The sequence below is a fragment of the Nostoc sp. DedSLP03 genome, assembly GCF_034530815.1.
Lineage (GTDB): Bacteria > Cyanobacteriota > Cyanobacteriia > Cyanobacteriales > Nostocaceae > Nostoc.
Genome location: NZ_JAVRCK010000193.1, coordinates 1 through 4,587 on the forward strand (window position 1 = coordinate 1; position 4,587 = coordinate 4,587).

At 39.5% G+C, this 4,587-nt stretch carries 5 protein-coding genes; 4 read left to right on the plus strand and 1 reads right to left on the minus strand.

Going from position 1 to position 4,587, the window contains the following annotated elements; all coding sequences use genetic code 11:
• Positions 1-45: 45 nt before the first annotated feature.
• Positions 46-2,178 (minus strand): DDE-type integrase/transposase/recombinase, encoded by a 2,133-nt coding sequence (locus tag RM368_RS37985; RefSeq protein ID WP_322698848.1) that lies wholly within the window; start codon positions 2,176-2,178, stop codon positions 46-48.
• Positions 2,179-2,376: 198 nt separating this feature from the next.
• Here RM368_RS37985 and RM368_RS37990 point away from each other — a divergent pair, with 198 nt between their 5' ends.
• From RM368_RS37990 to RM368_RS38005, 4 genes are read left to right on the plus strand one after another with little or no spacing between them, the layout of a single operon-like run.
• The gene (locus RM368_RS37990) at positions 2,377-2,541 is read left to right on the plus strand and encodes a hypothetical protein (RefSeq protein ID WP_322698849.1); all 165 of its coding nucleotides are present in this window, start codon (positions 2,377-2,379) and stop codon (positions 2,539-2,541) included.
• A gap of 57 nt (positions 2,542-2,598) precedes the next feature.
• Positions 2,599-3,015: an element excision factor XisH family protein gene (locus RM368_RS37995; protein ID WP_322698852.1), complete on the plus strand. Its 417-nt coding sequence runs from the start codon at positions 2,599-2,601 to the stop codon at positions 3,013-3,015.
• Positions 3,003-3,338 (plus strand): XisI protein, encoded by a 336-nt coding sequence (locus tag RM368_RS38000; protein ID WP_322698850.1) that lies wholly within the window; start codon positions 3,003-3,005, stop codon positions 3,336-3,338. Before RM368_RS37995 ends, RM368_RS38000 begins: the two co-directional genes overlap by 13 nt.
• On the plus strand, positions 3,325-4,362 hold the full coding sequence (locus RM368_RS38005; RefSeq protein WP_322698851.1) for a site-specific integrase: 1,038 nt from the start codon (positions 3,325-3,327) through the stop codon (positions 4,360-4,362). Before RM368_RS38000 ends, RM368_RS38005 begins: the two co-directional genes overlap by 14 nt.
• Positions 4,363-4,587 lie beyond the last annotated feature (225 nt).

The following is a 4,587-nucleotide window of genomic DNA, read 5'->3' on the forward strand; positions in this document are numbered from 1 at the left end:
ATCAAGGGTACATTTTACCTCCATTGGTAAATTCTTTCCTAGAAATCACCTAAAGGCATCACGAGGTGTTTGTCCTAGTGTTGGATGTTCGCGTTGCTCATATACTTCATAACCCCAGTATAAAAAAGCCGAATATAAGTCAATTAGCGTCCACACCGCTTGTTTTGAGGGACTAACAGATTTAGTCACACATCGATATTTTCTTGTAAGTTGGGTATTGCCAAGCAATTCATAAATCAGTTGGGTGTTGGCAGTTCCGAATAGTCTCTCCACGACTGAGCCGAATCGAGGATAAGCAGGTGGGCGATATTTTTTGGTACAAGCATAAGTTGCTAAAAGTTGATCGAAATAATGGCTGTGGAACTCGGCACCATTATCTACAACTATTGTTTGTGGAAATCTCTTGAACCTCATTACGCAAATGCGGATGACCATTAGGATTGAACGGTAGCTTGGTTCATCAAAGGTGAGGTATATTGCTAATAATCGACGACTATAGGCATCTACCATAAAGGTAGCCCACGGACGACCTAAATTTTTATACTTAGTATCGCCAATATCTAAATGATAATTGCTTAATATCTGAGGTGAACTTACTAATTCAATGTCAAGTTGAGTATGGTCAATGTGAACTATTTCAAAGGGACGTTCCCCATGAATTGGAGTTGTTAACTCTAACTGCCAATAAAAGTCTGATTTTTGTATTGCTGCTCGTCTTCCTTGACGTTTTAATGTTTGCTCATAACCCGAACGACGTTGAATTTCTAAGCAGAATCGATTAAAACTAGGTGGGTTAATTTTTGGAGATTGGGATTCACAGGCAATTCGGAAAGATTCATAGACCCTGAGTCGCCCTCGTTGTTTAAGGGTTTCGTAGTTCTCACTAATAAATGTAGTCATGAATTCCTGTACCCGCGTGTCTAGTCTTGGCTTGTAATTACCTTTGTTAGTGTTTTTGGGCAATAATCCCACAAAACCATTGCCATAAATTTCAGTTGCTTGTTGATAAGCTTTACGCCAGCGCCGAATTGTGCGGGTAATTCCTACTGGAGGATGGCTAGAAAGATAAGGCGATAATTGAGTGTAGCGGTGATTAGCTTCTACAATATCTTGCGGTTTCGCGTGACGCAGTAATTCCTCTAGCTGCTGTTGTTTTGCTGTACTTTGAATAGGTGCAACAGTTATTTGACCGTCTTGGATAAGTTGAAAAACTGTAGCATTTGGCAGTTCTACAAACTTACCATCTGTCCTCAGTAGTCCTGTTGTTGTTATTCCTGTATTTACAACATCCCAGGATTCACCATCCCAAGACAGAGATTTACCGACTGCAATTTCAACGGATTGAAGGTTACTAGGTATACTACTTGGCTTGACAGATGTTATTCGTTCGTAAGCGAGTGCTATTTCTTGGTTGGCAAAAACTTTTACTTGTTCAGGTTCGGATAATCTAGTTTTATTTAAGTTGACATAGATTTGCTCAGTTGCAATCAAAGTATAAATATCATCTAAGCTGGCTTTTTGGTATACAATTTTAATCAAATCCGCTAACAGTATGCCTGGATTTGTTTCTACTATCGCTAATACTTTTCTGGTTACTTGATTATCTATTGCAACTGGTTCTAGATTCAAGTAATCTTCCAACCAGATAAAGTTCTGCTGAAATATCCAGCAAATTAAAGCGCTCGACCACACCCGAAACTCAAGACCAAATTTTTGTGCATAATTTTCTCCTGGTGGACATCGCCAAATACCATTTTCGTCTTGTTGATAGCGGTTTGGGCTTGCAGCAGAAAGTTTTACTAATTCTTGTTCTGATTTACATTCTTCCCAAAACGCTGAGTTATTACTGATAATAAAGAAATCAGGTGTGTATAAATGGCGGTTATTTCTACCACTTAAAGATTGATAACAAAGTTCAATAGCTGGTGGTTGGTCGTAATATTCCAGAACATCTGGGTTATGTTCAAGTTCGTATATCCTAGCTAATTCGTGCCGATGAGACTCAAAACTTATTGTTACCCCCATTTTTCTGCTAGGGTAGAAACCAGATACATTTCCTCTGCCACCTTGGACTCGCCGTGATGGTTTTTCTGCACGGATTTGTCTGATTACCTCACTTGCCGATTGACTTAAGTTGAGGCTTTTACACCAGTTGCCAAATTCTTGAGAGTTCATCATGAATTCGACCTCAACTTTCAAATGAGTCAGTTGCTTAATTTTGATTCTAAATTTATCTAAACACAGGTGGTGATTTGCTAATATATATTGATTTAAAACTTTAAGATTGCTTATGTAAGTACAACTAGTGGACAACTTTGGGCTGATTTTTCAACTTGGTGACAATTTATGCTTTGATTTTTGACTTTGAGACAATTTTTGGCTGTATTCGTCTTATGGCATCAGAAATTTTCCTACGATAGTATCAGTGTTTCGCCTTCGATGCGGACAACTTATGCCTTGTCTATTGGACATATTGTGCTTAAAGTTACAAATGACGCAAAGCAATGGGCTACATTCTGCCGCAAGCGATCGCTAGTTTGACTTTGTTTACCTTACGAGATACAAGATATGGAGGTTCTGTTCGAGAATATATGGAGTATGCCAGCAAGAGATGTTTTTCACGATGCAGTCAAGCATGGATTAATTGTCAATGGATGGAAAATTACCCATGATCCATTGCCAGTTAGTTTTGAATTGGGAGATATGTATATTGATTTGGGTGCCGAAAAACTCTTGGCAGCCCAAAGAGGGGAGGAGAAAATTGCAGTAGAGATTAAAAGTTTTGTCAGAACTTCAGCAATCTACGAATTTCATACAGCATTGGGGCAATTTATTAACTACCGACTGGCACTTTCTGAGCAAGAACCAGAACGCACACTATATTTAGCAGTACCAATTGATGCTTACAGTTCTTTTTTCACAATTAGACTCGTACAAAATATTATCCGCATTCATCAGCTGAAATTAATAGTTTATAACCCAGAGACAGAGGAGATTGTGGAATGGATAAACTAACACAGTACAGTGAAATCGTGCAAAAACTGCTACATGAATATGCAGAAATTGGTAGCCCTGATTCTGATGTAGAAACGCAAATAGTATTTGATACCGAACGCGATCATTATCAATTGATGAATGTGGGGTGGAAAAATCAACGCCGAATTTACGGTTGTTTTTTACATATTGATATTAAAGATGGTAAAGTCTGGCTGCAACATAATGGTACAGAATACGAAGTTGCTGAAGAACTGGCAAATTTAGGAATTCCTAAGCAAGATATTGTGATCGGATTTCACTCTCCTTTTAAGCGTCAGTTTACAGATTATGCAGTTAGTTAAGCCATTGAACTACAATACAGATTCTTTACCTGCAATTAAACTTATTCCTCTTGATGGTGAAATTCCATTGAATATTCAAGGAATAAGGAGTCCAAAAACAATCCCACCAACTGATATCCGGTGGGTAAAGGTACTGGAGTTTTTACGCAGCAATAACCTAGCATCGAATAGTCGTAAGCTTTATGAACGTGAACTGAAGCGGTTTTTGGCGTGGAGTGAGCTGCACTATCATGAGCTACGCCCACGTCACCTTGCACTATATAAAGAGTATCTGCGGGATGAACTGCGGACTGATGCAGGTAAACCGCTTTCAAAAAGCAGCATCAATGCAGGAGTCGCAGCACTTAAAAGCTTTTTCAAATGGATGTGTTACACGTATCCTGAAATTATTGCTACTAATCCGACACTGGGGATTAAACTGGAAAAAGTACCACTGCCACCAGCCCAGAGTTTAACCCCAGAACAGATGGAACGGGTTTGGTCAGCGTTGGAATTGTTGGGAGAAACAAAGCAACGCGATACAGCACTGGTTCACATTCTCAGTCATGGACTCCGCGCTGGCGAAGTTGTGCAGCTAAATGTTGGGTCATTTGATGGCAAGCTACTGTTTTTACCAGACACCAAAACGAATGAACCACGCTTAGTTCCACTGCAAAAAGAGAGTCGGGAAGTAGTGCAAGAGTATTTGCAATTGCGCCAACAGCAAGGAGAGGTGTTAAACAGCAACTCCCCACTGATGATTTCACACCATGCTTCATACAAAGGTGAACGTTTGAGTTATTACGGCATTTACTTTGCTGTGGAAAAAATTGGTGAACTTGCTCATATTGAAGACTTACATCCTCACTCCTTTCGGCATACTTATGCTACGGATTTAATATTACTAGGTCTTGACCCGACTCATGCTCGTAAGCTAACAGGACATCACAGTGACAGAGCTTTTAGGCGGTATACACTTCGTGGCGAACAACAAGCTGCGATCGCTGCTTACTACCGTGCTATCGGTGAGGAGGCAGAACAGTAGAGGATGAACATCTTCTAGAAAGGTACGTTGAATTAAGGAAATACTAACTATGTCTAATTCTGAAAAAATTATTCACTTTGTACCAGAATTAGGGCATGAGGAAGCTCATGTATTAAGTTTATGTGGTCAAACAATTAGTTGTTCAGATGCTTCCAATATGTTTACGAACTGTCCTATCCCTCTTCTGTCACTCTCCGGAATAAGCAAATAGTAAAAAAGCGAAAT